This window comes from Paraburkholderia diazotrophica, assembly GCF_900108945.1.
GTDB lineage: Bacteria > Pseudomonadota > Gammaproteobacteria > Burkholderiales > Burkholderiaceae > Paraburkholderia > Paraburkholderia diazotrophica.
In genome coordinates this window covers 378,954-404,859 of the sequence record NZ_FNYE01000001.1, presented here as the reverse complement: position 1 = coordinate 404,859, position 25,906 = coordinate 378,954, and the positions used below count along the sequence as shown (strand labels likewise).

23 protein-coding genes are annotated in these 25,906 nt (G+C 64.7%); 15 read left to right on the top strand and 8 right to left on the bottom strand.

Annotated elements, in window-relative coordinates:
- The first annotated feature begins 116 nt into the window (after nt 1-116).
- The gene (locus BMW76_RS01970; RefSeq protein ID WP_090862128.1) at nt 117-563 is read left to right on the top strand and encodes a YidB family protein; all 447 of its coding nucleotides are present in this window, start codon (nt 117-119) and stop codon (nt 561-563) included.
- A gap of 200 nt (nt 564-763) precedes the next feature.
- Here the strand turns inward: BMW76_RS01970 and clpB are convergent, their stop codons facing one another.
- A complete protein-coding gene (gene clpB, locus BMW76_RS01965; RefSeq protein ID WP_090862126.1) occupies nt 764-3,361 on the bottom strand; it encodes an ATP-dependent chaperone ClpB in 2,598 nt (865 codons plus the stop codon).
- 291 nt (nt 3,362-3,652) lie between these two features.
- Nucleotides 3,653-4,156 (bottom strand): Rrf2 family transcriptional regulator, encoded by a 504-nt coding sequence (locus BMW76_RS01960; RefSeq protein WP_090862124.1) that lies wholly within the window; start codon nt 4,154-4,156, stop codon nt 3,653-3,655.
- 256 nt (nt 4,157-4,412) lie between these two features.
- On the opposite strand from BMW76_RS01960, the gene BMW76_RS01955 reads away from it, so the two are divergent.
- Entirely contained in the window at nt 4,413-4,973 is a 561-nt protein-coding gene (locus BMW76_RS01955; RefSeq protein WP_090862122.1) for a group III truncated hemoglobin, read from the top strand.
- Between the two features lie 12 nt (nt 4,974-4,985).
- Here BMW76_RS01955 and moaE read toward each other — a convergent pair whose 3' ends face one another.
- From moaE to BMW76_RS01925, 6 genes are all read right to left on the bottom strand, one after another.
- Nucleotides 4,986-5,462, bottom strand: a complete 477-nt coding sequence (moaE, locus tag BMW76_RS01950; RefSeq protein WP_090862120.1) for a molybdopterin synthase catalytic subunit MoaE — start codon at nt 5,460-5,462, stop codon at nt 4,986-4,988.
- Between the two features lie 42 nt (nt 5,463-5,504).
- Nucleotides 5,505-5,762, bottom strand: coding sequence for a molybdopterin converting factor subunit 1 (moaD, locus tag BMW76_RS01945; RefSeq protein ID WP_090862118.1), 258 nt, complete (start codon nt 5,760-5,762; stop codon nt 5,505-5,507).
- 29 nt (nt 5,763-5,791) lie between these two features.
- Complete coding sequence (locus BMW76_RS01940; protein WP_245763097.1) at nt 5,792-7,081, bottom strand: molybdopterin molybdotransferase MoeA; 1,290 nt, start codon at nt 7,079-7,081, stop codon at nt 5,792-5,794.
- Between the two features lie 198 nt (nt 7,082-7,279).
- A complete protein-coding gene (gene thrC, locus BMW76_RS01935; protein WP_090862113.1) occupies nt 7,280-8,731 on the bottom strand; it encodes a threonine synthase in 1,452 nt (483 codons plus the stop codon).
- 52 nt (nt 8,732-8,783) lie between these two features.
- Entirely contained in the window at nt 8,784-10,115 is a 1,332-nt protein-coding gene (locus BMW76_RS01930; RefSeq protein ID WP_090862111.1) for a homoserine dehydrogenase, read from the bottom strand.
- 54 nt (nt 10,116-10,169) lie between these two features.
- Nucleotides 10,170-11,417, bottom strand: a complete 1,248-nt coding sequence (locus BMW76_RS01925; protein ID WP_090862109.1) for a pyridoxal phosphate-dependent aminotransferase — start codon at nt 11,415-11,417, stop codon at nt 10,170-10,172.
- 690 nt (nt 11,418-12,107) lie between these two features.
- On the opposite strand from BMW76_RS01925, the gene BMW76_RS01920 reads away from it, so the two are divergent.
- From BMW76_RS01920 to BMW76_RS01865, 13 genes are all read left to right on the top strand, one after another.
- The gene (locus tag BMW76_RS01920) at nt 12,108-12,482 is read left to right on the top strand and encodes an Mth938-like domain-containing protein (protein ID WP_090862106.1); all 375 of its coding nucleotides are present in this window, start codon (nt 12,108-12,110) and stop codon (nt 12,480-12,482) included.
- A 439-nt stretch (nt 12,483-12,921) separates the two neighbouring features.
- Nucleotides 12,922-14,754 carry a glycosyltransferase family 39 protein gene (locus BMW76_RS01915; RefSeq protein ID WP_090862104.1) on the top strand — a complete coding sequence of 611 codons (1,833 nt, stop codon included), beginning with the start codon at nt 12,922-12,924 and terminating at the stop codon, nt 14,752-14,754.
- A gap of 52 nt (nt 14,755-14,806) precedes the next feature.
- Nucleotides 14,807-15,178 (top strand): SMR family transporter, encoded by a 372-nt coding sequence (locus BMW76_RS01910; protein WP_090862102.1) that lies wholly within the window; start codon nt 14,807-14,809, stop codon nt 15,176-15,178.
- Between the two features lie 57 nt (nt 15,179-15,235).
- Nucleotides 15,236-15,406 carry a hypothetical protein gene (locus tag BMW76_RS40980; RefSeq protein WP_177200283.1) on the top strand — a complete coding sequence of 57 codons (171 nt, stop codon included), beginning with the start codon at nt 15,236-15,238 and terminating at the stop codon, nt 15,404-15,406.
- 67 nt (nt 15,407-15,473) lie between these two features.
- Nucleotides 15,474-16,625 (top strand): DegT/DnrJ/EryC1/StrS family aminotransferase, encoded by a 1,152-nt coding sequence (locus BMW76_RS01905; protein ID WP_090862100.1) that lies wholly within the window; start codon nt 15,474-15,476, stop codon nt 16,623-16,625.
- Nucleotides 16,626-16,643: 18 nt separating this feature from the next.
- Nucleotides 16,644-17,720, top strand: a complete 1,077-nt coding sequence (locus BMW76_RS01900; RefSeq protein WP_245763096.1) for a glycosyltransferase — start codon at nt 16,644-16,646, stop codon at nt 17,718-17,720.
- Nucleotides 17,717-18,652 carry a formyltransferase gene (locus tag BMW76_RS01895; RefSeq protein WP_090862098.1) on the top strand — a complete coding sequence of 312 codons (936 nt, stop codon included), beginning with the start codon at nt 17,717-17,719 and terminating at the stop codon, nt 18,650-18,652. The genes BMW76_RS01900 and BMW76_RS01895 overlap by 4 nt, the downstream gene beginning before the upstream one ends.
- Nucleotides 18,649-19,695, top strand: a complete 1,047-nt coding sequence (locus BMW76_RS01890; RefSeq protein ID WP_090862095.1) for a bifunctional UDP-4-keto-pentose/UDP-xylose synthase — start codon at nt 18,649-18,651, stop codon at nt 19,693-19,695. The genes BMW76_RS01895 and BMW76_RS01890 overlap by 4 nt, the downstream gene beginning before the upstream one ends.
- Nucleotides 19,696-19,707: 12 nt before the next feature.
- Nucleotides 19,708-20,604: a polysaccharide deacetylase family protein gene (locus BMW76_RS01885; RefSeq protein WP_090862092.1), complete on the top strand. Its 897-nt coding sequence runs from the start codon at nt 19,708-19,710 to the stop codon at nt 20,602-20,604.
- Nucleotides 20,605-20,825: 221 nt separating this feature from the next.
- A complete protein-coding gene (locus BMW76_RS01880) occupies nt 20,826-21,287 on the top strand; it encodes a peroxiredoxin (RefSeq protein WP_090862090.1) in 462 nt (153 codons plus the stop codon).
- Nucleotides 21,288-21,640: 353 nt separating this feature from the next.
- Entirely contained in the window at nt 21,641-23,473 is a 1,833-nt protein-coding gene (locus BMW76_RS01875) for a PhoH family protein (protein WP_090862088.1), read from the top strand.
- 308 nt (nt 23,474-23,781) lie between these two features.
- Nucleotides 23,782-24,912 (top strand): C40 family peptidase, encoded by a 1,131-nt coding sequence (locus tag BMW76_RS01870; RefSeq protein WP_090862086.1) that lies wholly within the window; start codon nt 23,782-23,784, stop codon nt 24,910-24,912.
- A gap of 162 nt (nt 24,913-25,074) precedes the next feature.
- Nucleotides 25,075-25,881, top strand: coding sequence for an SDR family NAD(P)-dependent oxidoreductase (locus BMW76_RS01865; protein ID WP_090862084.1), 807 nt, complete (start codon nt 25,075-25,077; stop codon nt 25,879-25,881).
- Nucleotides 25,882-25,906 lie beyond the last annotated feature (25 nt).

Genomic DNA, 25,906 nt, shown 5'->3' with positions numbered 1-25,906 from the left:
TCTGTCAAGCCTGTCGGTGCCGCGCTCGCGCGGCGTTTCCGACGTTTCCGGCGTTTCACCTACCCGCCGGCGCACGCTTTCACGAGTATCGCGCCGGCCTCTACAGAGAGATTGTCATGAGCCTACTCGACACCCTCGGTTCCATGCTCGGCGGCGGCAATACGCCCGAAGGCGGCGGCCAGCAGGCGCTGATCGCCGCTGCACTCGAATTCATCAACAACCAGCCGGGCGGCCTGAACGGGCTGATCCAGCGCTTCCAGCAAAACGGCGCAGGCGACATCATCAACTCGTGGGTCAGCAACGGCGAGAACCAGCCGATCGCCGCCGACGCACTGCATAACGTGCTCGGCTCGGAAGCCGTGACGAACATCGCATCGAAGGTCGGCGTCGAACCGTCGGCGGTGACGGGTCTGCTGTCGCAAGTGCTGCCGCACGTCGTCAACGCCGCGACGCCGAACGGCGAAGTCCCCGCCGACGGCAAGGTCGACACGGGCGGCCTCGCGAGCGCACTCGGCTCGCTGGGCGCGCTGGCCGGCCTGTTCGGCGGCAACAAGAACGCGTGAGTGCGCTGCTTCTGTGCTACTTCTGCGTCACTTCCGCGGCGCTTTTGCATTGCTTCGACATGCGTAGCGCCTGAAGCGCCGCGCACAAAAACGAAAAGGCAACGAATCGCTTCGTTGCCTTTTTGCTTTTTTTCTTTCTTGATTTCGATCGGGAGCGGATACGCCCGTTGTCAGCGCATCCGTTTCCATGCCGCTCAGGCTTAGTGCACCACCCGCTCGAACACGAGCTTGCCGTTTTCCACCTCGACGGGGATCACGTCCTTCGGCCCGAACTTGCCGGCCAGAATCAGCTTCGCGACCGGGTTCTCGATCTCCTGCTGGATCGCGCGCTTCAATGGCCGCGCGCCGAACAGCGGGTCGTAGCCGACCTTGCCGATCAGCTCCAGCGCCGCATCCGACACGACCAGCTGCATATCGAGCTTCGCGAGCCGGTCGTGCACGCGTTCCAGCTGGATCTTCGCGATCGACTGGATGTTGTCGCGGCCGAGCGCATGGAACACGACGACGTCGTCGATCCGGTTCAGGAACTCCGGCCGGAAGTGCAGCTTCACTTCTTCCCAGACGGCATCCTTCACGGCTTCCTGCGACTCGCCGACCATCGCCTGGATCACCTGCGAGCCGAGGTTCGACGTCATCACGATCACCGTGTTCTTGAAGTCCACGGTGCGGCCCTGGCCATCCGTCATCCGGCCGTCGTCGAGCACCTGCAGCAGCACGTTGAAGACATCCGGGTGCGCTTTCTCGATTTCGTCCAGCAGGATCACGCTGTACGGCTTGCGGCGCACCGCTTCCGTCAGATAGCCGCCTTCTTCGTAGCCGACATAGCCCGGCGGCGCGCCGATCAGGCGCGCGACGCTGTGCTTCTCCATGAACTCGCTCATGTCGATGCGGATCAGATGATCTTCCGCGTCGAACAGGAACGCCGCGAGCGCCTTGCACAACTCGGTCTTGCCGACGCCCGTCGGCCCAAGGAACAGGAACGAGCCATACGGACGGTTCGGGTCCGAGAGCCCGGCGCGCGAACGGCGGATCGCATCGGCAACCGCGCTGATCGCTTCGTTCTGGCCGACCACGCGCTCATGCAGCTTCGTTTCGATCTGCAGCAGCTTCTCGCGTTCGCCCTGCATCATGCGCGACACGGGAATGCCCGTCGCGCGCGACACGACTTCCGCGATTTCCTCCGCGCCGACCTGCGTGCGCAAGAGGCGCGGACGCGTCGGATTGTTCTGCTCCTGCGCCTCGGCCTGCGTGACCTGCTTCAGTTGCGCTTCGAGCTGCGGCAGCTTGCCGTACTGCAGTTCGGCGACCTTTTCGAGCTTGCCTTCGCGTTGCAGACGCGTGATTTCCGCGCGCGTCTTCTCGATTTCTTCCTTCAGCTGCGCGCTGCCTTGCACGGCCGCTTTTTCCGCCGTCCAGATTTCTTCGAGATCCGAATATTCGCGGTCGAGCCGCTCGATTTCTTCCTCGATCAGTTGCAGGCGCTTCTGCGACGCTTCGTCCTTCTCCTTCTTGACGGCTTCGCGCTCGATCTTCAGCTGGATACGGCGGCGATCGAGCCTGTCCATCTCCTCGGGCTTCGAGTCGATTTCCATCTTGATCTTCGACGCCGCTTCGTCGATCAGGTCGATCGCCTTGTCCGGCAGGAAGCGATCTGTGATGTAGCGATGCGAGAGTTCCGCCGCCGCGACGATCGCCGGGTCGGTGATGTCGACGCCGTGGTGCAGCTCGTAGCGCTCCTGCAAGCCGCGCAGGATCGCGATGGTCGCTTCGACCGTCGGCTCGTCGACGAGCACTTTCTGGAAGCGGCGCTCCAGCGCGGCATCCTTTTCGATGTACTTGCGATATTCGTCGAGCGTGGTCGCGCCGACGCAATGCAATTCGCCGCGCGAGAGCGCCGGCTTCAGCATGTTGCCCGCGTCCATCGCGCCTTCGGCCTTGCCCGCGCCGACCATCGTATGAATTTCGTCGATGAAGACGATGGTCTGCCCTTCGTCCTTCGCGATGTCGTTCAGCACGGCCTTCAGACGCTCTTCGAACTCGCCGCGATACTTCGCGCCCGCGAGTAGCGCGGCCATGTCGAGCGACAGCACGCGCTTGCCCTTGAGCGTCTCCGGCACTTCGCCGTTGACGATGCGCTGCGCGAGACCTTCGACGATCGCCGTCTTGCCGACGCCCGGCTCGCCGATCAGCACCGGATTGTTCTTGGTCCGGCGTTGGAGGATCTGAATCGAACGGCGGATTTCGTCGTCACGGCCGATGACTGGGTCGAGCTTGCCTGCACGGGCGCGCTCGGTCAGATCGATCGTGTATTTCTTCAGTGCTTCGCGCTGGCTTTCGGCGTCCTGGCTGTGCACCTGCGAGCCGCCGCGCACGGCAACGATGGCGGCCTCCAGCGACTTGCGCGACAGACCATGCTCGCGCGCGAGACGGCCGGCATCGCCCTTGTCGTCGGCGACGGCAAGCAGGAACATTTCGCTCGCGATGTAGGTGTCGTTGAGCTTCTGCGCTTCCTTGTCGGCCTGGTTCAGGAGACCCGTGAGATCGCGGCCGATCTGCACGTTGCCGTCCGTCCCCCGCACTTGCGGCAAGCGCGTAATCGCGTCGTTCAACGCGGTTTGCAGCGCCTGGACGTGGACGCCGGCGCGCGACAGCAGCGAACGCGCCGAGCCGTCCTGCTGCGCGACGAGAGCCGCGAGGAGGTGAACGGGCTCGATGTACTGATTGTCATGGCCGACGGCAAGGCTTTGCGCATCGGCCAGCGCTTCCTGGAATTTAGTGGTGAGTTTGTCGACTCTCATCAAGAGACCTCCAATTTCGATTACCACCAAAATGAGGCGTTTTAGGCAGGTTTCAAGCGCTTTTTTGCATCAGGGGGAGAGAATTCGCACGGCGGCTGCGTTGTCGCGTCCAGCGCGGGACACAGCGCAGTTTAGCCCCGCGTACAGCACGGTGAAAGCAAAGGCGGAGATGGCGCACAGCGGCTCGCAGCGGGCGCCGGCGAACGGGCGCGGGCCTGCCCGCAAGCCGTTCATATGCGCAGAGTGCGACGTCGAATGACGGCCGCACGGGCGACCGATCGTGCGGTCGGCTCAGGTGCCCGTCGGTAGGGCGGGCGTAATGGGCACGATCGGCACGACGGTGGCCGACGGCTTGAGCCCGAGCAGTGACATCAGCGGCGACGCAGGCTCGGCGATATCGCGGATCGTAAAGCCGTCGAGCTCGCGGAAAAACGCTGCGCGCGCCGCTTCGAGCACGCCCTTCAGCCGGCATTGCGACTGAATGACACACTCGCGATGCGAGCCCGGATCGCTGCCGTTGAAACAGCTGACCAGCGAGAAGTCGTTCTCGGCAGCGCGCACCACTTCGCCGATGGTCAGCGCCGACGAATGCTCGAACAGCCGCAAACCGCCGTTGCGCCCGCGCACGGTCTCAACCCAGCCGAGTTCCGCAAGCCGCTGAACCACCTTCATCAGATGGTTCTTCGATATGCCGTACGCGTCCGAAATGTCCTGGATCGTAGCCAGTCCTTCGGAACGGACTGCGAGGTAAAGCAACACGCGCAGCGAGTAATCGGTATAGTCTGTCAGTCTCATTGAAAGGCAAGTCGCGACGGGGATGACGTGCGGAATGTTCACGCCCTCCCATAAACGCCGGTGCTGCAGCGCGCAATATCATGCGTCGAAAACGCTTCTTATTGCCGCGTTTATCTCGTTATTTCGCGTAACTATAAACGCTAACTTTCGTCTGAAGCGCACTTTTTCTGACTTTAGATGAGCGCGCCCAAAGTTTGCGATGGAGTTTGCGCCAGGTTTGCGTCGGAGTGCTTGCCGCGTCTTACTTATTTCAGCTATGAAGTCCGAAATTTCTTCCACTATTCCCGCTGCCGAACACCTCGCCACGCGCTACGCCGAACCCGACGAAGAGAACATCCACGAGCTCGTTTACGCGTTCTACGACCGCGTGCGTGCCGACGCGCTGCTGGGTCCGGTGTTCGAAGAGAAGCTGGCGGGACGCTGGGACGAGCATCTGCCGAAGATGTGCGTGTTCTGGGGATCGCTGGTTCTGGGCGCGAAGCAATATCGCGGCAACGTACAGCATGCGCATATGCCGCTCGCCGGCGTCGAGCCGCGGCACTTCAGCCACTGGCTCTATCTGTTCCTCGATACCGTCGAGTCGCGCTATGAACCGGCCGCCGCCGTGCGTTTCATGGAGCCCGCGCTGCGCATCGCACAGAGTTTGCAGTTGAGCCGCTTCGGCTGGGACTATCAGATTCCCGCCGAACAGCAGGCGCTGCTGGAGCGGATCGCGCCGCGCCGCCGTTCGCGCGAAGAGCATGAGGCGGAACATGCGCGTCCGCGCGGCGAGCCGTTTCCGGCCAAAATCATCGGCAAATCGCGCGACGACGATTGAGCCGTTCTTCGCTCAATCCGCGTTTGAGTTCGCCGATTTCAGCCCCCATCGCGCGAGCGCTTCGTCGTCGGTCACGCGGGCGTCGACCCAGCGCTCGCCGCTTTCCGTCTTTTCCTTCTTCCAGAACGGCGCCTGGGTCTTCAGGTAGTCCATCACGAATTCGCACGACGCGAATGCGTTCGCCCGATGCTTCGACGTCGTCGCAACCAGCACGATCTGATCGAGCGGCATCAGCTTGCCGACGCGGTGCACGATCAGCACATCGGTACCCGGCCAGCGCTCGCGGGCCGCGTCGACGATCGCTTCGAGCGACTTCTCCGTCATGCCCGGATAGTGCTCGAGCTCCATCGTCTCGACGGCTTCGCCCTCGTTGATGTCGCGCACCGTGCCGACGAAGCACGCCACAGCGCCGACCTTCGGATTCTGCGCGCGCAATGCGGCGACTTCCGTCGTCAGGTCGAAGTCTTCTGTCTGGACGCGGACCGTCATCGTTCGCCCTCCCGCTTCATTGGCCCGATTCAATGGCCGGACTCAGCCGCCCGTGACGGGCGGAAAGAACGCGACTTCGCAGCCGTCGGTGATGCGCGTGCCCGCGTCCGTCATTACGTGGTTGCAGGCCATGCGCAGCGCGCGGCCTTCCGCGAGCGTCTCGGCCCACACGCCGCCGCGCACGCGCAGCCAGGCGCGCACGTCGCCGACCGTCGCGATGCCTTCGGGCACGTCCACGGATTCGTCTGACCGGCCGAGCGCTTCGCGCACGCTCGCAAAATATTTCAGCTGGATCTTCATTCTCGGTAGCGGCCCGATAACGGCCGCGCTCAGTTCAGCAATTCGGAAAACGGGATGAAGCGCACGGTCTCGCCGGCGCTGATCACATGATTCGGCGGATTGTCGATCAGGCCGTCGCCCCAGACCGTCGACGTCAGCACCGCCGAACTCTGGTTCGGGAACAGATCGAGACCGCCCGCGGCGTTCACGCGCGCGCGCAGGAATTCGTTGCGGCGGTCGCCCTTGTGCTGCGTGAAGTCGGCGCGCAGCGACAGTGCGCGCGGCGTCACTGTCCGCACGCCCGCGAGGCGCAGCAGGAACGGACGCACGAACAGCAGGAACGTGACGAACGTCGACACGGGATTGCCCGGCAAGCCGATGAAGAACGTCTCGCTCGCCGCACCCGCCGCCGCGCTTTCGCCCTGCGCCGACGCGCGGCGAATCGCGCCGAACGCGAGCGGCTTGCCCGGCTTCATCGCGATCTGCCACATCGACAGGCGCCCTTCAGCCTCGACGGCGGGCTTCACGTGGTCTTCCTCGCCCACCGACACGCCGCCGCACGTCAGGATCAGATCATGCGCCTGCGCGGCGTCGCGCAGCGTTTGCCGCGTCGCGTCGAGCTTGTCGGGAACGATGCCGAAATCGGTGACTTCACAGCCGAGTTTTTGCAGCAGGCCCGTCAGCGTGAAGCGGTTCGAGTTGTAGATAGCACCGGGCTTGAGCGGCTCGCCGGGCATCGTCAGTTCGTCGCCCGTGAAGAACACCGCGACTTTCACGCGGCGCACGACCTCCAGATTCGCACACCCGACGGACGCCGCGAGTCCCAGCGCCTGCGGCGTGAGCCGCGTGCCCGCGGGCAGGATCGTCGCGCCCTTGCGGATGTCGGCGCCCTGCTGCGTGATCCATTCGCCCGCTTTCGGCGTGTGCAGGATCGCCACTGCGTCGCCGGCTGCTTCCGTTTGCTCCTGCATCACGATCGCGTCGGCGCCGGGCGGCACCGTCGCGCCCGTGAAGATGCGCGCCGCCGTGCCTTCCGCCAGCGGCTGCGGCGCGTGGCCCGCCGGAATGCGCTGCGAGATGGGCAAGCGCCGTTCGCCTTGCGACAGCTCGGCGACACGCACCGCATAGCCGTCCATCGCGCTCGTGTTCATCGGCGGCACGTCGAGCGGCGAGATCACGTCGGCGGCGAGCACGCGGTTGGTCGCGTCGAGTGTCGGCAGCGTTTCGGTGCCGCCGATCTGCACGGCGGCGCCGAGCAGCGTGGCGAGCGCGTCGGCCGTCGACAGCATCGGCGCGCGTGGCGCGGACTGCGGAGGCGTCGGAGGCGTAGGTGTGGACATCGATCGGAAATGAAGCGATTCGAAAACAATCATTGTAGCGGGCGCAGCCGCGTCGCGTTGATGGGCGCTTTTATCCGGGCCGTGACGAATGGCTGCTGGAGAGCTAAGCGCATCGGCACGCGCCGCAAAACAAAACGGCGCACGTCGATGAACGTGCGCCGTCTGCGTGACCGGGCTTCTATCGCGCTGACTGCCCGCTCAAGCCCCCGTATGCGCCGCGACGAAGTCCTTCACGCGCTGCGCGTCGTTCGGCAGCACCTCGAAGCGCTGCGGCAAGTCTTCGAGCCCGCTGAACGCCGCGGGACGCTCCGGCTCGCGCTCGAGCGCCTCGCGGATCGTCTCGCCGAACTTGATCGGCTGCGCCGTCTCCAGCACGATCATCGGAATGCCCGCCTGCAGATGCTCGCGCGCGACCTTCACGCCGTCGGCCGTGTGCGTGTCGATCATCGTGTCGTAGCGCTGGAACACGTCGCGAATCGTCTCGACGCGGTCGTCGTGGCTACTGCGCCCCGATACGAAGCCGAACTCCTGCACGCGCGCAAAATCGCCGCTCGCCTGCAGATCGAAGCCGCCTTTTTCTTCGACGTCGCGGAACAGTTGCAGCACGCGCTTCGGGTCGCGGCCGAGCAGATCGAACACGAAGCGCTCGAAATTCGACGCCTTCGAGATGTCCATGCTCGGACTGCTCGTGTGATACGTCTCCGACGACTTGCGCACGCGGTAAATGCCCGTGCGGAAGAATTCGTCCAGCACGTCGTTTTCGTTCGTCGCGACGACGAGCTTTTCGATGGGCAGACCCATCATCCGCGCGATGTGTCCGGCGCACACGTTGCCGAAGTTGCCCGACGGCACCGTGAACGACACGCGCTCGTCGTTGCGCTTCGTGGCCGCGAAGTAGCCCTTGAAGTAGTACACGACCTGCGCGACGACGCGCGCCCAGTTGATCGAATTGACCGTGCCGATCTTCTGCTGCGCCTTGAACGCATGATCGTTCGACACGGCCTTGACGATGTCCTGGCAATCGTCGAACACGCCATCGATCGCCACGTTGAAGATGTTCGGGTCTTGCAGGCTGTACATCTGCGCAGTCTGGAACGCGCTCATCTTCTTGTGCGGCGACAGCATGAAGACGCGAATGCCCTTCTTGCCGCGCATCGCGTATTCGGCGGCGCTGCCCGTATCGCCCGACGTCGCGCCGAGAATGTTCAGCGTTTCGCCGTGCTTCGCGAGCGTGTACTCGAACAGATTGCCGAGCAGCTGCATCGCCATGTCCTTGAACGCGAGCGTCGGGCCGTTCGACAGCTCGAGCAGCGACAGCGACGCGCCGTCTTCGACGCCGAGCGTCTTCAGCGGCGTGATCTGCGCGGCGTTCTCTTCGTCGCGCACATGGCAGTACACCTGCGCGGTGTACGTGCGGCGCGTCAGTTCGCGCAGTTCTTCAGCGGGAATGTCGTCGCTGAACTTGCGCAGGATCTCGAACGCGAGATCGGCGTACGGCAGCGCGCGCCAGCGCGCGAGTTCATCCGCCGATACCTGCGGATAGTCGCCCGGCAGATACAGGCCGCCATCCTTCGCGAGACCGCCGAGCAGGATGTCGGAGAACGTGTGGCGCTCGCCGATGCCGGCGCCGCGCGTGGAAATGTAGTTCATGAGCTTGCCTCGTTGCGAGTGTGCGTGTCGTGCGTCGTGTGCTTTGCGTGCGTCAGTTCAGCGCTTCCATGCGCAGCTTCGTCACCTTCGACACGACCGTCTTCAGCGCCTCGATATTCGCGATCGCCGCGTTGACGTTCTTCTCGACCGTCTCGTGCGTGATCAGGATGATGTCGGTCTCGCCCTTCTTCGACACGTCGACCTGCTCCGATTCCTTCTGCAGCAGCGCGTCGATCGAAATGCCCGTGTCCGCGAGGATGCGCGTGATGTCGGCCAGCACGCCCGTCACGTCGGCGACCCGCAGACGCAGATAGTAGCCGCTCGTCACTTCGTCGATGGGCAGGATCGGCGTGCTCGACAGACGGTCCGGCTGGAACGCCAGATGCGGCACGCGGTGTTCGGGGTCGGCCGTGTGCAGGCGCGTCACGTCGACGAGATCCGCGACCACTGCCGACGCCGTCGGCTCCGCGCCCGCGCCCTTGCCGTAGTACAGCGTCGTGCCGACGGCGTCGCCGTGCACGACGACCGCGTTCATCGCGCCTTCGACGTTCGCAAGCAGACGCTTCCCGGGGATCAGCGTCGGATGCACGCGCAACTCGATGCCCTTGTCGCTGCGCCGCGTGATACCGAGCAGCTTGATCCGGTAGCCGAGTTCTTCCGCATACCGGATGTCGATCGCGGCGAGCTTGCTGATGCCTTCGACGTACGCCTTGTCGAACTGCACGGGTACGCCGAACGCGATCGCGCTCATGATGGTCGCCTTGTGCGCGGCGTCGACGCCTTCGATGTCGAAGGTCGGGTCCGCTTCCGCGTAGCCGAGTTCCTGCGCGGCCTTCAGCGCCGTCGCGAAGTCGAGGCCGCGGTCGCGCATCTCCGACAGGATGTAGTTCGTCGTGCCGTTGATGATGCCCGCGATGTACTGGATGCGATTCGCCGTGAGGCCCTCGCGCAGCGCCTTGATGATCGGGATGCCGCCCGCGACGGCCGCTTCGAACGCGACCATCACGCCGTTCGTGCGCGCCGCCTCGAAGATCTCCGTGCCGTGCACGGCGAGCAGCGCCTTGTTGGCCGTCACGACGTGCTTGCCGTTTTTGATCGCGCGCAGCACGAGATCGCGCGCGATGCCCGTGCCGCCGATCATTTCCGCGACGATGGCGATCGACGGATCGTCGACGACCGAACCGAAGTCGTCGGTGATCGAGACCGTGCCCGCCTCGCTGCCGAGCGCCGCCGTGGCCTTCGCGGGATTGCGCACGGCAATGCGCGCGATCTCGATGCCGCGACCCGCGCGTCGGTTGATTTCTTCCTGGTTGCGGCGCAGTACCGTGAAGGTGCCGCTGCCTACCGTGCCGAAGCCCAGCAGTCCAACTTTGATCGGTTCCATGCAGCGTGTGTGTCTAGTGAGAGATTGAAAATCGGTTCGGGCGCCGATGCGCCCTCAGGCCGCGTGGCGTTTGCGATAGCCGTCGAGGAAGCGCGCGATCCGGTGAATCGAATCGGCGAGATCGTCGACGTTCGGCAGGAACACGACACGGAAGTGATCCGGCGCCTTCCAGTTGAAACCGCTGCCCTGCACGAGCAGCACGCGCTCTTCCAGCAGCAGATCGAGGATGAACTGCTGGTCGTTCTCGACCGGATACAGCTTCGGATCGAGGCGCGGGAACATGTACAGCGCTGCCTCCGGCTTCACGCAGGTCACGCCCGGAATGGCCGTCAGCATGTCGTACGCGAGCTGGCGCTGCTTGTAGAGCCGCCCGCCCGGCGCAATCAGATCGTTGATGCTCTGATAGCCGCCGAGCGCCGTCTGGATCGCGTACTGGCCGGGCACGTTCGGGCACAGGCGCATCGACGCGAGAATGCCGAGGCCTTCGAAGTAGTCTTTCGCGCGGCGGCGATTTTCGCCCGTCAGTCCCGACACCCACATCCAGCCGGCGCGATAGCCGCACGAACGGTAACTCTTCGACAGGCTGTTGAACGTGACCGTCAGCACGTCCTCGGACAGCGCCGCCATCGACGTATGCTTCTTGCCATCGTAGACGATCTTGTCGTAGACCTCGTCCGCGAAGATGACGAGGCCATGCTGGCGCGCGATCCCGATCAGCGCGAGCAGCAGTTCGTCGGAGTACAGCGCGCCCGTCGGGTTGTTCGGGTTGATCACGACGATCGCCTTCGTGTTCGGCGTGATCTTCGCGCGGATGTCGTCGAGGTCCGGCATCCACGCGTTCGATTCGTCGCATACGTAATGCACGGGCGTGCCGCCCGAGAGGCTCACGCCCGCCGTCCACAGCGGATAGTCGGGCGCGGGCAGCAGCACTTCGTCGCCGTCGTTGAGAAGCGCCTGCATCGCCATCACGATCAGCTCGGACGCGCCGTTGCCGATATAGATGTCGTCCAGCTCGACGCCCACGACGCCCTTTTGCTGCGCGTAATGCATGATCGCCTTGCGCGCCGCGAACACGCCCTTCGAGTCCGAATAGCCCGACGACTCGGGTAGATTGCGGATCATGTCCTGGATGATTTCGTCAGGAGCGTCGAAACCGAACGGCGCGAGATTCCCGATGTTCAGCTTGATGATGCGATGGCCTTCTTCTTCGAGGCGCTTCGCGTGTTCGAGAACGGGCCCGCGAATGTCGTAGCAGACGTTCAACAGCTTGTTTGATTTGAGTATCGGTTTCACGACGGGCACTTCATCCTGGGTAAATGAGCGGGACCACGGGGCTGCGCCCCATGCAGCGGGCAAGCCATGAGGACGGGGTTTGCGCAGCCGGCCGTCGGGCCGGCGCAGGGCATCATGCGGAACGCGGGCGGCGCGGCGCGCAAGGCCATCGAGCGGCTGAGCGGGCGCGGGCATGCCGCCTGATGCGTCGTCGCGTATGGCATGGGCACCGCGCGTGTTGCTGGCGCGTTCTGCTCGCGCGTCGCTCGCATATTGCTGGCCGTTCCGCTGGCTATTCGGCTATTCGCGCGCTGCCGGCAAATCGGACGCTTCGGCCGACACCCCAGTCGACGCGCGGGCGGGCGTCTCGTTGACGCCTGTGCCGGCGCGTTCCGGGCACCCCACCGCGGACGGCGGGCGCAGTCGCCAGCCTTGCGGGCGCGGCTTGTGGCAGCGCGCGGACCTCGAGGGGAGCCGCCGGGCGGCTAAAAAGTTATAATTTAGCGGATATTGGCTAACTTCCGCAATGCACCACGCAAGGCCAGCATGCCCGCAGACGAGGCATCGAACGGCATCAACCGGCATTGAAGCCGCGAGCTGAACTCACGCATCGAGCCCGCGAGTTGGACCCGCGCATTGAACGCGTCGTCGCGCCTGCCGGTCGAAACGCGACATACGACGCACGCGGTGCATGCCTTACGACGACCACGGAAAACCAGTTTGAAATTACACCAGGATTCAAGCGGCGCCCTGAACACCGTCACGGGTTACGGCGTCGACTATGTCGAAATCAATCTCGAACGTCATACGGGCAGCATCATCGTGCTGCCGCAAGGACCCGTCATGAGCTGGCCGGTGTCGTCGTTCGAGGCCCTCTCGCCCGAGCACTTCGCGCTCTTGATCGAACCGGCGCCGGAAGTCGTCATCTTCGGCAGCGGCGAGCGCCTGCGCTTTCCGCATCCGCGCCTCACGGCCGCCCTCGCGGCCCAGCGGATCGGCGTCGAAACGATGGACTTCAAGGCCGCCTGCCGGACGTACAACATTCTGATGGCGGAAGGCCGCAAGGTCGCGGCCGCGCTGCTGATCGAAAGTTAGCGGCGCTCGCGGCGCATCGGGCGGAGGGCTGAACGGCGTTTTCGCACGGCACACCGGCACCTTTTGGCGGGCGCGTCACGCGGATCAAGTACACTGCGCGCCTGCCCGCGTTCCGGCAGCCTAACTGCATCGGATGGCGCGCTCGCGAAGGCCCGCCCGCAAATGGGAGCGCGCACTTGCCGCAAAGCGGCGGCATAAGGGTGTTGTAAGGGGTGTCGTAAGCGTCGCCGATGGACAATCGGCGGCTGCTCCGCGTCACGGGCCCGGCCTCACGTGCCCGATAACGGGCCAATAACGCGCGCCGCCTGGCAACCGCCGGCGCACCGGCCGGGCGCTGCGCATCGGATGCCCGCTGGACGCACCGTAACAACCGGACCCTTCGTCCGGTGGAAATAAGAACGAAGCCGCGCGAGCGGCGCCGAGAAGGGTTGAACAACACATGAACGACAAGCCGTCCGGGCTGACGCTCAATCGCACGACGGTCCTGCTGCTCGTGCTCACGCTGGCTGTGATCTGGTTCGTGCCGCTGGGCTGGCGCCATCTGCTACCGAGCGACGAAGGCCGCTACGCCGAAATGGCGCGCGAAATGTTCGTCACCGGCGACTGGATCACGCCGCGCTACAACGGCTACAAGTACTTCGAGAAGCCGCCGCTTCAAACCTGGGCGAACGCGCTGTCGTTCGCGTGGTTCGGCATCGGCGAGTGGCAGGCGCGCCTCTATACGGCGCTCACCGGCTTCGCGGGCGTGCTGCTGGTCGGCTATACGGGCGCGCGTGTGTTCAACGCCGCGACGGGCCTGTTCGCCGCCCTCGTGCTCGCCAGCGCGCCATACTGGAACCTGATGGGCCACTTCAACACGCTCGACATGGGCCTGTCGTTCTGGATGGAACTGACGCTCTTCAGCCTGCTGCTCGCGCAGCGTCCGGGCCTCGCGTCCCGCGAGCAGCGGCTGTGGATGTGGGTCGTGTGGGCGTCGATGGCACTGGCCGTGCTGTCGAAGGGCCTCATCGGCCTGATCCTGCCGGGCGCCGTGCTCGTGCTGTACACGCTGATCGCGCGCGACTGGGCGATCTGGAAGCGCCTCTATCTCGTGAGCGGCCTGATCGTGTTCTTCGCGATCGTCACGCCGTGGTTCGTGATCGTGCAGGACCGCAACCCCGAATTCTTCAACTTCTTCTTCATCGTTCAGCAGTTCAGGCGCTATCTGACGCCCGAGCAGAACCGCCCTGGCCCGTTCTATTACTTCGTGCCCGTGCTGATCGTCGGCTTCCTGCCGTGGCTGTCGGTGAGCGTCCAGAGTGTGCGCAACGCGCTGCGCATGCCGCGCCAGGCAAACGGCTTCTCGCCCGTGACGATGCTGTTCGTGTGGACCGTCTTCATCTTTCTGTTCTTCAGCGCGTCGCATTCGAAGCTGATTTCGTACACGCTGCCCATCGCGCCTCCGATCGCGCTCGTGATCGGCCTGTATCTGCCCCTCGTCACGCGCGAGCAGTTCCATCGGCACCTGACGGGCTACGCGGTGTTTCTGGTCGCGGCGGGATTCGGCGCGGTGTTCCTCGGGCATCTGGGCGACAAGCGCAACCCGAATGCGCTGTACCTCGAGTTCCGCGTCTGGGTGTTCGCGGCGCTCGCCGTCGGCCTGGTCCTCACGCTTGCGGCGATCTGGCTCAACTGGCGCACGCGCCGCGCCGCGAACGGGTCGTCCGGCGCCCTGCAGGCGGGCGCGCAGAACAGCGTGGCGCGGACCTCGGGCGCGGGCCTCTTCGGCGCCGCCACGATCTTCGGCTTCGGATGGCTGCTGCTCGCCGTGATCGCCGGCACGGGGCACGACGCGTTCGGCCGGCTGTCGTCCGGCGCGCCGCTCGCCCCCGCCGTGAAGGCCGAGCTAGCGAAACTGCCCGCCGACACGCCGTTCTACTCGGTCGGCGTGCTCGATCATACGGTGCCGTTCTACATTGGCCACGCGATGATCATGGTCGAGCACTCGGACGAACTGGCCTTCGGCGTGACGGTCGAACCGCAAAAATGGGTGCCGACAGTCCCGCAATGGATCGAGCGCTGGAAAGCCGACCGCTACGCGATGGCGCTGATGTCGCCGGAGCGCTACGAGCAACTCAGCGCGCAGCACTTGCCGATGACGGTCGTCGCGCGCGACGCCCGGCGTGTAATCGTCGAGAAGCCGGGCTCCGAACAGGCGGGCGAGCAGCAGCAAGGCGCTGCCGCGCAACCCGGCGCTGCGCAGGCGGCCTCCGGGCCGCAGCAAACGCAATGAATGCGGCGAGCGCAGCAGCCATGACCGCCTCCATCATCCAAACGTCTATTCGATGAATCCGATTTCGCTTTTCTGCATCCTCGCGGGCGTCGCGCTGAACGCGACGGCCCAGCTGCTTTTGAAGGCCGGCACGAACGCCGTCGGCCATTTCGATTTCACCGTCGCCAACATCATCCCGATCGGGTTCAGGATCGCGACGCAGCTGCCCATCATCGGCGGGCTCGCCTGCTATGTGCTGAGCGTCGTCGTGTGGATCGTCGGACTGTCGCGCGTGGATGTATCGATTGCCTATCCGATGCTGTCGCTGGGCTATGTTGTAAACGCGTTTGCTGCGTGGTATCTGTTCGGCGAAGTGCTGTCGGCCCAGCGTCTCGTGGGCATCGGCGTGATCCTGGTGGGTGTGTTCCTCGTCGCACGCAGTTGATCGACAAGTCGATGAACACGGGGCGTAAGGCGCGGCGAGTCGGCGTGATCGCGCACGATGGGGATCATCGGTGCGATCGACGTCGCCCCGCCGCAGAATATCCGCTGGCAAGCCCGTTCGCGTCTGCTAATGTCTCTTGAATTGTTTCGGGCACTGGACATTGGTGCAGAAGTCGCACATTATCGCCGCCGCATCGAGGCACCGATCAACGTAGGCGCGGAAGATTAAGCTTGAATTAAGCAGATTGTCAGTATTGTGTCAGACCGTGCCCTTTTTATTTCGAGCAAATCCATCCATGACCGAGTCATCCGTTCCGTTCCTGCCGTTCGTTCGTCCCGAGATCGATGAAGAAACGATCCGCGGTGTTGCCGACGTGCTCCGCTCCGGCTGGATCACGACGGGCCCGCAGAACCAGGCGTTCGAAAAGGCGTTGTCGGAATACTGCGGCGGCCGCCCGGTGCGCACGTTCAACTCGGGCACCGCGACGCTGGAAATCGGCCTGCGCATCGCGGGCGTCGGGGCCGGCGACGAGGTCATCACGACGCCGGCGTCGTGGGTCGCGACGAGCAACGTGATCATCGAGGTCGGCGCGACGCCCGTATTCGTCGATATCGACCCGGCGACGCGCAACATCGACCTGGATCTGATGGAAAAGGCGATCACGCCGCGCACGAAGGCGATCATTCCCGTCTTCCTGTCGGGCCTGCCCGTCGACATGGACCGTCTCTACGCGATCGCCCGCGCGCACAAGCTGCGCGTGATCGAAGACGCCGCGCAGGCGTTCGGCTCGACGTGGAAAGGCGAGCGCATCGGCAAGCTCGGCGACATCGTGTCGTTCAGCTTCCACGCGAACAAGAACCTGACGTCGATCGAAGGCGGCGCGCTCGTGCTGAACAACGAGGAGGAAGCCGTCCTCGCGCAGAAGTACCGCCTGCAAGGCATCGTGCGCACGGGCTTCGACGGCATGGACTGCGAGCTGCTCGGCGGCAAGTACAACCTGACGGACGTCGCCGCGCGCGTCGGCCTCGGCCAGTTGCCGCACATCGAGCGCTTCCGCGCGCAGCGCCACGCGCTCGCGCGCGCCTATTTCGCGGGCTTCGAAGGCGGCGCGGCCGCGAGGCTTGGCATGGGCCTGCCGCTCGCCGACTTCGAGAACACCAACTGGCACATGTTCCTCGTCACGCTGCCGCTCGCGCGCCTGTCGATCAGCCGCGCCGGCTTCATGGAGCAGCTGAAGGAGCGTGGCATCGGCACGGGCGTGCATTACCCGGCCATCCATCTGTTCTCCCTGTACCGCGCGCGCGGCTTCAGGGAAGGCATGTTCCCGTATGCGGAGCACTATGGCGCGAGCACGGTCACGCTGCCGCTCTTCACGCAGATGACGGAAGGCGATGTCGAGCGCGTGTGTCGTGCGGTGAACGAGATTTGCCAACAACACGGTCAATAAAGCGGAAACCCAGCGGAAATGAATCACACGGACCCACGCCCGGTCGCCCCCGAACTCTCGGTCATCATCCCCGTGTACAACGAGGAGGAGGGACTCGGCGCGCTGTTCTCGCGCCTGTACCCGGCCCTCGACGCGCTTGGCACGAGCTACGAGGTGATCTTCATCAACGACGGCAGCCGCGACCGGTCGGCGGCGATGCTCGCGGAGCAGTTCCGCGCGCGCCCCGACACCACGCGCGTGATTCTGCTGAACGGCAACTACGGGCAGCACATGGCGATTCTCGCGGGCTTCGAGCAGTCGCGTGGCGAGATCGTGGTCACGCTCGACGCCGACCTGCAGAATCCGCCTGAAGAAATCGGCAAGCTGTGCGCAAAGATGCGCGAAGGCTTCGACTATGTCGGCACGATCCGCATGCAGCGCCAGGACAGCCTGTGGCGGCGCAAGGCGTCGCTCGCGATGAACCGCCTGCGCGAGCGCATCACGCGCATCAAGATGACCGACCAGGGCTGCATGCTGCGCGCGTACAGCCGCCATATCATCGACACGATCAACCGCTGCGGCGAAATCAACACGTTCATCCCCGCGCTCGCGTACACGTTCGCGCAGAATCCCGTCGAGATCGAAGTCGCGCACGAAGAGCGCTTCGCGGGCGAATCGAAGTATTCGTTCTACAGCCTGATCCGCCTGAATTTCGACCTCGTGACAGGCTTCTCGGTCGTGCCGCTGCAATGGCTGTCGTTCATCGGCGTGATCCTGTCGATGGGCTCGGCGGCCCTCTTCGTGCTGCTGCTGATTCGCCGCTTCATCATCGGCGCGGAAGTGCAAGGCGTGTTCACGCTCTTCGCGATCACGTTCTTCATGCTCGGCGTGATCATCTTCGCGCTCGGACTGCTCGGCGAATACATCGGGCGAATCTATCAGCAGGTGCGCGCGCGTCCGCGCTACCTGGTGCAGACCATTCTCGAGCTGCGCGAAGGCGACCCCATGCCGCCGCAGCCTCGCCAGCCGGCCGGACAGGGCGCGCAAGGCATGCAAGGCGGGCCGTCGACGCAATCGGCGCAGGCCATCAGCGCCGATCAGGGGCCGAGCAAATGAAGCCGCGCGCCGTCGTATTCGCTTACCACAACGTCGGCGTGCGCTGCCTGCAGGTGCTGCTCGCGCGCGGCGTCGACGTCGCGCTCGTCGTTACGCACGAAGACAGTCCGACCGAAAACATCTGGTTCGGCAGCGTGGCCTCCGTCGCCGCCGGGCACGGCATCCCCGTCGTGACGCCCGCCGATCCGAAGAGCCCGGCGTTGCGCTCGCTCGTCGTCAAAGCGCAGCCCGACTTCATCTTCTCGTTCTACTACCGGCACATGCTGCCCGTCGATCTGCTCGCCGTCGCGCCGCGCGGCGCGTACAACGTGCACGGGTCGCTGCTGCCGAAATATCGCGGACGCGTGCCGACGAACTGGGCCGTGCTGAACGGCGAAACCGAAACGGGCGCGACGCTGCACGAAATGGGCGCGAAGCCCGACGCGGGCGCGATCATTGCGCAGACGCCCGTTCCCATCCTGCCCGACGACACGGCCGCGCAGGTGTTCGACAAGGTGACGGTCGCCGCCGAGCAGACGCTGTGGCGCGCGCTGCCCGCGCTGCTCGCGGGCGAAGCGCCGCATCTGCCGAACGACCTCGCGCACGGCAGCTATTTCGGCGGACGCAAGCCCGAGGACGGGCGTATCGACTTCAGCCAGAGCGGCCAGCAGGTCTACAACCTGATTCGCGCCGTCGCGCCGCCGTATCCGGGCGCGTTCACGGACATCGGCGGCGAGCGCTTCGTCATTGCGCGGGCGCGACTGGCGCAGCCCGGCGCGGCCGGTGCGGATTTGCCGCCCGGCGTCCACGTAGGCGATAATGCCTTTTTTGCGACATGCGGCGACGGCCGCGTCATCGCCATCCACGAATTGCGGCATCAGCGCGACGGCAACGAGCGCGTCGTCTCCCCCGCCGAATTCACCCAGCTCACTCAATCTTCCCGTAACGCATGAAAAAAGTCCTGATTCTGGGCGTGAACGGCTTCATCGGCCATCACCTGTCCAAGCGCATTCTCGAAACGACCGACTGGGAAGTGTTCGGCATGGACATGCAGACGGAGCGCCTCGGCGATCTCGTCAACCACGAGCGCATGCACTTCTTCGAGGGCGACATCACGATCAACAAGGAGTGGGTCGAGTATCACGTGAAGAAGTGCGACGTGATCCTGCCGCTGGTCGCCATCGCCACGCCCGCGACGTATGTGCAGCAGCCGCTGCGCGTGTTCGAGCTCGACTTCGAGGCAAACCTGCCCATCGTGCGTTCGGCCGTGAAGTACGGCAAGCACCTCGTATTCCCGTCCACTTCTGAAGTCTATGGCATGTGCGCGGACGAGCAGTTCGACCCGGACGCGTCCGCCCTCACCTACGGCCCGATCAACAAGCCGCGCTGGATCTACGCGTGCTCGAAGCAGCTGATGGACCGCGTGATCTGGGGCTACGGCATGGAGGGCCTCAACTTCACGCTGTTCCGTCCGTTCAACTGGATCGGCCCGGGCCTCGACTCCATCTATACGCCGAAGGAAGGCAGCTCGCGCGTGGTCACGCAGTTCCTCGGACACATCGTGCGCGGCGAGAATATCAGCCTCGTCGACGGCGGCGCACAGAAGCGCGCGTTCACCGATATCGACGACGGCATCAGCGCGCTGATGAAGATCATCGAGAACAAGGGCGGCGTCGCGACGGGCAAGATCTATAACATCGGCAATCCGAAGAACAACTTCTCGGTGCGCGAGCTCGCGCACAAGATGCTTGCGCTTGCGGCCGAATTCCCGGAGTACGCGGATTCGGCGAAAAAGGTGCAGCTCGTCGAGACGTCGTCGGGTGCGTACTACGGCGCGGGCTATCAGGACGTGCAGAATCGCGTGCCGAAGATCGACAACACGATGCAGGAACTCGCCTGGGCGCCGCAGTCGACGTTCGACGAAGCACTGCGCAAGATTTTCGAAGCGTACCGCGGCCATGTCGCCGAGGCTCGCGCGCTCGTCGAACAACAGTAAGGGCTGGCGCTCTTGGCCTTGATCGTCCTGAAGATCGACGTCGATACGCTGCGCGGCACGCGTGAAGGCGTGCCGAATCTCGCGCGCATCTTCGACCGCTACAAGGCGCGCGCCACGTTCCTCTTCAGCCTCGGTCCCGACCACACGGGCTGGGCGATGCGGCGTGTGCTGCGGCCGGGCTTTCTGAAGAAGGTGTCGCGCACTTCCGTGGTCGAGCATTACGGCGTGAAGCAGCTGATGTACGGCGTGCTCTTGCCCGGACCGGACATCGGCGCGCGCGCCCGCTCGGAAATGCGCGCGATCCACGAAGCCGGCTTCGAATGCGGCATTCATACGTGGGATCACGTCTACTGGCAGGACAACGTGCGTTCGCGTCCGCGCGACTGGACCGTCGCGCAGATGCAGAAGAGCCATGACCGTTTCGTCGACATCTTCGGCATGCCGCCCGTCACGCACGGCGCGGCCGGCTGGCAGATGAACGGACACGCGTTCGAGCAGATCGACGCATGGGGCATGCATTACGCGTCAGATGGGCGCGGACATACGCCGTACTTCCCCGTCGTCGGCGGCCGCACGCTCTCGCATGTACAGATGCCGACCACGCTGCCGACGCTCGACGAAGTGCTGGGCATTGACGGCATCGACACGGACAACGTCGCCGCGTGGCTGCTCAAGCGCACCGAGAACAACCCGCACGACCAGGTGTTCACGCTGCACGCGGAACTCGAAGGCCAGAAGCTCGCGCCCGTGTTCGAGCAGCTGCTTGCCGGCTGGCGTGCGCAAGGCCACACGTTCGCGACAATGGGCGATTATCACGCCGCGCTAGACCATGACACACTGCCGTCGTACCCTGTGACGTGGGGCGAGATTCCGGGCCGCTCCGGCGAGCTGATCGTTCAGCCCGACTAGCCATGCGACGAGGTGCGCATCGTTTGTCGTCTGCCGATTGCGCGCCTACGTGATTTGCAAGCCCGTTTTGCAAGCCTGCGACCGCCAGCAGAAACCGGCCGGCACGTCACGCAGCGCTCCTGTCCGGGAGCCGCCCCGAAGCACCCAAGCAACCCAGAAGAAAGCGTTCAGGCAGACCGCGTCATCGCAGCTGCCGATCACGATAACAACCGGAGGACCACGTGCCCATCGCAGTCGATCAATCCGTTCCCGACTTCACCGCCCCCGCAACGGGCGGCGACTTTACGCTGTCCGGCCTGCGCGGAAAGAAGGTCGTCGTGTATTTCTATCCGAAAGACAACACGCCGGGCTGCACGACGGAAGGCCTGCAGTTCCGCGACCTGTATCCGAAGTTCAGGAAGGCGGGTGCGGAGATCGTCGGCGTGTCGCGCGACAGCGTGCGTTCGCACGATAACTTCAAGGCCAAGCTCGAGCTGCCGTTTACCTTGGTATCGGACCCTGACGAAACGCTGTGCACGCTCTTCGGCGTCATGAAAATGAAGAAAATGTATGGCAAAGAAGTACGGGGTATTGAGCGCTCCACATTCGTCATCGACGGTGAAGGCGTGCTGCGCCGCGAATGGCGCGGCGTCAAGGTGCCGGGCCACGTCGACGAGATTCTGGAGGCTGTACAAGCGCTTTGAGGCGCGTTATATTGGGCCGCAATGAGTGCCTGTTCATCTAATTTTTCGCGCAGTTGCGCTGCAGATCGCGTCTTTGTCGTCGCTGACGGCACGGCAATGAGGCGAGTCATCAGGCGTGATGCGATCACCCTAGTCGAGCCGCTTGCCCCGTTTGTCGGGGCGGCGGCTTTTTTAATTGCGCGCAGCAGTTCGCGTCGTTCGCAGCGCACTTTCGTCAAGGAGCCGATCGAAAATCAGGCGAACCGGCATTACTAATCCGACACGCGCCACCGGACGCAAATTGCGAGCACACGATGCACGACAGTTTGCGGCAGGCGGCGAAGAACTGTGACCCGATTTACTTGAGGGAAACCATGCCTTTGCCTACCCCACCCAGCAAGCTCGGCAATCTGTTGCCGCCTGATGAATACAAGGCCAAGCCTGCCAAACCTGCTCGAAAACAGGCGCATGAAGGGGAGCAAGCCGCATCGGCCGAATTCGGCCGCGCCAATGTCGCCACACCGATGACGCACGCGGCCAACGCCGCAACCACCCTGCGTCCCGTCCCGCCGATCGCCGCGTCTTCTGCCTCCGCGTTACCCGAGGCTGCGCCGTCGCGCAGCCGCAAGGCAAAGCAGACGTCCGCGTTGCTGCAGCCGGTGCCGTCCGTGTCCGCTGAAGACGACGAGGCGATTGCGCCCGTCGTCGCGCGCCGCGGCAAGGGTTCCGCCGAAGCCGAAGCGCAAACCGCCGCGCCTGCGACTCCAACGCGCGCCGGCACGAAAAAACGCGTGACGCGTGGCGCGGAAGCCGAAATCCGCAAGCTGTTCGTGCTCGATACCAATGTGCTGATGCACGATCCGACGTGCCTCTTCCGCTTCGAGGAACACGACGTCTATCTGCCCATGATGACGTTGGAGGAGCTCGACAATCACAAGAAGGGGATGTCGGAAGTCGCGCGCAACGCACGCCAGGTCAGCCGCACGCTGGATTCGCTCGTCGCGAACGCGGGCGAGATGGCGGAAGGCATCCCCCTCGCGCGCCTGGGCAGCCTCGAAGCGTTGGGACGCCTGTATTTCCAGACCAAGCTCACGGACATCGAGCCCGTCGAAGGCCTGCCGCAAGGCAAGGCCGACAACCAGATTCTCGGCGTCGTGCGCGCGCTGCAGCGCGACCGGCAGGACCGCCAGGTCGTGCTGGTGTCGAAAGACATCAACATGCGGATCAAGGCGCACGCGCTCGGCCTGCCCGCTGAGGACTACTTCAACGACCAGGTTCTCGAGGACAAGGACCTGCTCTACTCGGGCATCCGTCAGCTGCCGCAGGACTTCTGGACGAAGCACGCAAAGGGCATGGAAAGCTGGCAGGACACCAAGACGGGCACCACGTACTACCGCGTGACGGGCCCGCTGTGCGCGTCGATGCTCGTCAACGAGTTCGTCTATCTGGAACCGCAGAACGGCGAACCGGCGTTCCACGCGCTCGTGCGCGAGCTGAACGGCAAGACGGCGCTGCTGCAGACGCTACGCGACTACGGCCACCACAAGAACAACGTGTGGGGCATCACGGCGCGCAACCGCGAGCAGAACTTCGCGCTGAATCTGCTGATGAACCCGGAAATCGACTTCGTCACGCTGCTCGGCCAGGCCGGCACGGGCAAGACGCTGGTCGCGCTCGCCGCGGGCCTCGCGCAGGTGCTCGACGACAAGCGCTACAACGAGATCATCGTGACGCGCGCGACGGTGCCCGTCGGCGAAGACATCGGTTTCCTGCCCGGCACCGAAGAGGAAAAGATGCAGCCGTGGATGGGCGCATTCGACGACAACCTCGAAGTGCTGCAGAAGACCGACGACGCGGCGGGCGAATGGGGCCGCGCAGCCACGCAGGAGCTGATCCGCTCGCGCCTGAAGATCAAGAGCATGAACTTCATGCGCGGACGCACGTTCGTCGACAAGTATCTGATCATCGACGAGGCGCAGAACCTGACGCCCAAGCAGATGAAGACGCTCGTCACGCGCGCGGGCCCAGGGACGAAGATCATCTGCCTCGGCAACATCGCGCAGATCGATACGCCGTATCTGACGGAAGGCAGCTCGGGCCTCACGTATGTCGTCGATCGCTTCAAGGGCTGGGCGCACAGCGGCCACGTGACGCTCGCGCGCGGCGAGCGCTCGCGGCTTGCGGACTACGCCTCCGACATTCTCTGACGCGCTTCGCTGGATTTCGAAGCCGCGGGGTTTAAGCCGTTTTCGAAGCCGCTTCCGGTTGCTGCCGGAAGCGGTTTTTTCTTGGCTTTCTTTGCTTTCCTGGCTTTTTCCTGGCGAGTCGCCTGCGCGGGTACGCGCGTTGAATCCCCGGTTGTTGGGCAATCTGAGCGCATGCCGTTCGCGCGACGCAACATTTAGCGCGTAAACTTCAAGTCATTTCTCAAGAATTCTTGCCGGAGGCCCGTAGCAAGGGCTACCATCGGGCATCGTCGGCCATTGCCGGGGCGTCGTCGCCCGGCTTCGCTTTCATGCTCCGCCTCGCGCTGTCACTGCTCATCGCCGCCCTGCTCGCCGCCTGCTCCGGCGCGCCGCAGAAGACCGTGCGCGGCTCGGGCGGGTCGTATGCGTCGTCTGGCGATGCGTATCGGACCACGCCGCCGGGCCTCCCTCATTTCGTCGATCACAGCATCGGGCGCGAAGAAATCTCGATTCAGGCGATGGGCCTCGTCGGCGTGCCGTACCGCTGGGGCGGCAATACGCCGGATAGCGGCTTCGATTGCAGCGGCCTCGTGCATTATGTGGTGCAGCGGGCGGCATCCGTGAATCTGCCACGCACGACGGCCGACATGAGTTCGCGTGGCGAATCCGTCGAGCCGGATGAGATCGCGCCTGGCGACCTGATTTTCTTCAACACGACGGGACGGCCGCATTCGCACGTCGGGATCTATGTCGGCAAGCTGCGCTTCGTCAACGCGCCATCGACGGGCGGCACCGTGCGGCTCGACTATCTGACCAATCCGTACTGGGCGAAGCGCTTCGACGGCATACGGCGTGTCGCGCCGGCGCTGAGCAAGCCGACGACGCCGTTCGATGCGCCGGGCTATCAGGCTGCAGCGCCTGCGCCCACTGCACGCACCGTTGCGACTGTCGCGCCGTCGAAGCCGGCGGCGGTTTACGACACCGCGAGCACGCAGCGTGAAGCAGCGAGCCCCAACGCCGCCGCCAATGGAGACAAGCCGGGTAGCGCGTATGCCGCGCAGCAGCCCTCGCAGTCGAGGAACATGGCCGTCGCGCCGCCCACGACGGCCGCCGCTTCCGCCGATCCGTTCGAACCGCCGCCTCCGGGGATGAGCGCGGCGCAGAGGCAGGCGCGCGCGGCAGGCGCGGTATCACCGGCTGCCGCCGCTTCGACGGCGCCCGCCGACGCTCAACAAGCGCCCGACGCGATCGACATCGCCGCCGATGCCTACGAACCGCCTCCGCCCGCCGCCATCGCGGCGCGCCAGGCCCGCCAAGCCCGCCAGGCCAGCGACATACAACCGTCGACGGATTCGGGCGGCGTGCAGATCATGCGTGCGTCGACCGCTTCGCGCCCCGTTCCAGCCCCGACGCACACGAACGACGACCCCATCGCAGGCTTTGCCAACGGCAGCTACTGATCGCACTTGATCGCGTGTCTGACGGGCGCCCACCAGCCGTCACAGGCACGCGATTGATCGCGAATCCCACAATGTGACCAAACCGCCGCCGGCCGATTCGCCACCCGCCTCGCCGCACCTCTGCTATCGTTTTTGATATTTCTCTGATGGCGGGTGACGACGATGGATCTCGGACTCAAAGACAAAGTGGTCCTGGTGACGGGCGGCAGCAAGGGCATTGGTCTCGCATGCGCGCGCGCGTTCGCGATGGAAGGCGCGAAAGTCGCGATCGTTTCGCGCGACCCCGCCAATCTTGCCCGCGCCCGCGAGCAGCTTGCGAGCGAAGGGCTGCACATCCATCTGACGCGCGCCGACCTTCGCGAACCGCACAGCGCCACCGATGTTGTCGAGGAGGCGACGGGCGCCGTCGGCCCGATCGACATCCTGATCAACAGCGCGGGTGCCGCGCGCCGCTACGATCCCGAAACGCTGGACGCCGACGCGTTCAAGGCGACGATGGAAGCCAAATACTTCCCGTACATCTACCCGCAGCAGGAAGTGCTGAAGCGCATGGCCGAGCGCGTGAAGTCCGGCGCGGCGAAAGAGCCTGGCACGATCGTCAATATCATCGGCATGGGCGGCAAGATCGCGAGCGACATTCACATCGCGGGCGGCGCGGCGAACGCGGCGCTGATGCTCGCCACCGTCGGCCTCGCGCACTATTACGCGCGCTATGGCATACGCATCAACGCGATCAATCCGGGGGCGACGCTGACGGATCGCGTCGAGGAAGCGCTGAAACTGGAAGCGTCGCGCGAAGGCATCCAGCCCGCCGAGGCGCTATCACGCGGCGAAGCGCGCGTGCCGCTCGGGCGCTTTGCAAAGCCGGAGGAAATTGCGGATGTCGCGCTCTTTCTGGCGAGCCGCCGCGCGAGCTATGTGACGGGCGCGATCGTCCCGATGGACGGAGGCAACGCGCCGCTGATCTGAGCGCGGCGGCGCGCCCGTCGCGGCG

Bases quoted from the DNA above. Each gene is read 5' to 3' on its own strand.
- moaE (WP_090862120.1), bottom strand. From the start codon at position 5,462: ATGACGGTCCGCGTCCAGACAGAAGACTTCGACCTGACGACGGAAGTC.
- BMW76_RS01915 (WP_090862104.1), top strand. From the start codon at position 12,922: ATGAACGACAAGCCGTCCGGGCTGACGCTCAATCGCACGACGGTCCTG.
- BMW76_RS01900 (WP_245763096.1), top strand. From the start codon at position 16,644: ATGAATCACACGGACCCACGCCCGGTCGCCCCCGAACTCTCGGTCATC.
- BMW76_RS01940 (WP_245763097.1), bottom strand. From the start codon at position 7,081: ATGTCCACACCTACGCCTCCGACGCCTCCGCAGTCCGCGCCACGCGCG.
- clpB (WP_090862126.1), bottom strand. From the start codon at position 3,361: ATGAGAGTCGACAAACTCACCACTAAATTCCAGGAAGCGCTGGCCGAT.
- moaD (WP_090862118.1), bottom strand. From the start codon at position 5,762: ATGAAGATCCAGCTGAAATATTTTGCGAGCGTGCGCGAAGCGCTCGGC.
- BMW76_RS01930 (WP_090862111.1), bottom strand. From the start codon at position 10,115: ATGGAACCGATCAAAGTTGGACTGCTGGGCTTCGGCACGGTAGGCAGC.
- BMW76_RS01970 (WP_090862128.1), top strand. From the start codon at position 117: ATGAGCCTACTCGACACCCTCGGTTCCATGCTCGGCGGCGGCAATACG.
- BMW76_RS01905 (WP_090862100.1), top strand. From the start codon at position 15,474: ATGACCGAGTCATCCGTTCCGTTCCTGCCGTTCGTTCGTCCCGAGATC.
- BMW76_RS40980 (WP_177200283.1), top strand. From the start codon at position 15,236: ATGGGGATCATCGGTGCGATCGACGTCGCCCCGCCGCAGAATATCCGC.
- BMW76_RS01955 (WP_090862122.1), top strand. From the start codon at position 4,413: ATGAAGTCCGAAATTTCTTCCACTATTCCCGCTGCCGAACACCTCGCC.
- thrC (WP_090862113.1), bottom strand. From the start codon at position 8,731: ATGAACTACATTTCCACGCGCGGCGCCGGCATCGGCGAGCGCCACACG.
- BMW76_RS01865 (WP_090862084.1), top strand. From the start codon at position 25,075: ATGGATCTCGGACTCAAAGACAAAGTGGTCCTGGTGACGGGCGGCAGC.
- BMW76_RS01875 (WP_090862088.1), top strand. From the start codon at position 21,641: ATGCCTTTGCCTACCCCACCCAGCAAGCTCGGCAATCTGTTGCCGCCT.
- BMW76_RS01960 (WP_090862124.1), bottom strand. From the start codon at position 4,156: ATGAGACTGACAGACTATACCGATTACTCGCTGCGCGTGTTGCTTTAC.
- BMW76_RS01890 (WP_090862095.1), top strand. From the start codon at position 18,649: ATGAAAAAAGTCCTGATTCTGGGCGTGAACGGCTTCATCGGCCATCAC.
- BMW76_RS01895 (WP_090862098.1), top strand. From the start codon at position 17,717: ATGAAGCCGCGCGCCGTCGTATTCGCTTACCACAACGTCGGCGTGCGC.
- BMW76_RS01910 (WP_090862102.1), top strand. From the start codon at position 14,807: ATGAATCCGATTTCGCTTTTCTGCATCCTCGCGGGCGTCGCGCTGAAC.
- BMW76_RS01870 (WP_090862086.1), top strand. From the start codon at position 23,782: ATGCTCCGCCTCGCGCTGTCACTGCTCATCGCCGCCCTGCTCGCCGCC.